Origin of the sequence: Ensifer sp. NM-2 (assembly GCF_003024455.1) — a bacterium.
Classification (GTDB): domain Bacteria; phylum Pseudomonadota; class Alphaproteobacteria; order Rhizobiales; family Rhizobiaceae; genus Ensifer; species Ensifer canadensis.
The window spans coordinates 1-417 of sequence record NZ_PVZR01000156.1 but is presented as its reverse complement, the minus strand read 5'-3'; the positions used below and the strand labels follow the sequence as shown (position 1 = coordinate 417).

General features: G+C 48.4%; 1 protein-coding gene. It reads left to right on the top strand.

The genetic code is table 11. The features are described 5' to 3' along the window. Positions 1–417: P-loop ATPase, Sll1717 family (locus tag C6558_RS40235; RefSeq protein WP_158269026.1), on the top strand; the 417-nt coding region annotated here is incomplete at both ends.

Below are 417 nucleotides of genomic sequence, written 5' to 3'. Positions count from 1 at the left end.
TATGCGGTCCGATATCCTCAATGACCTGGACTTTGAGGATAAGAATAAGATTACCTCCGAGCTGACCTCCTATGTCATGTGGAACGAGGATGACCAGTTTAACCTACGTCAGCTAATGGAGGCGCGATTTGGTGCACTGGATGGCGGCGATTCCGTTCTTGTCGATTGGAGAAAGGTCTTCGACGAGGGGCAGAAAATCGGACAGCAGAGTAAGTACTCCTATATTCTTCAGCGAACAATGATGAGGCCTCGAGATATCATCAAATATTGCAATATGACTCTCGCCGAGTACAAAAAGGGCAGTAGTCGCGGAAATATTTTCTCCAATGAGCATGTACTCGGTGCCCGCTCGGCCTATTCGAGCTACCTCAAGGGCGAGATTTCGGACGAAATTAAGCGTCACTTCGATCATGGGGA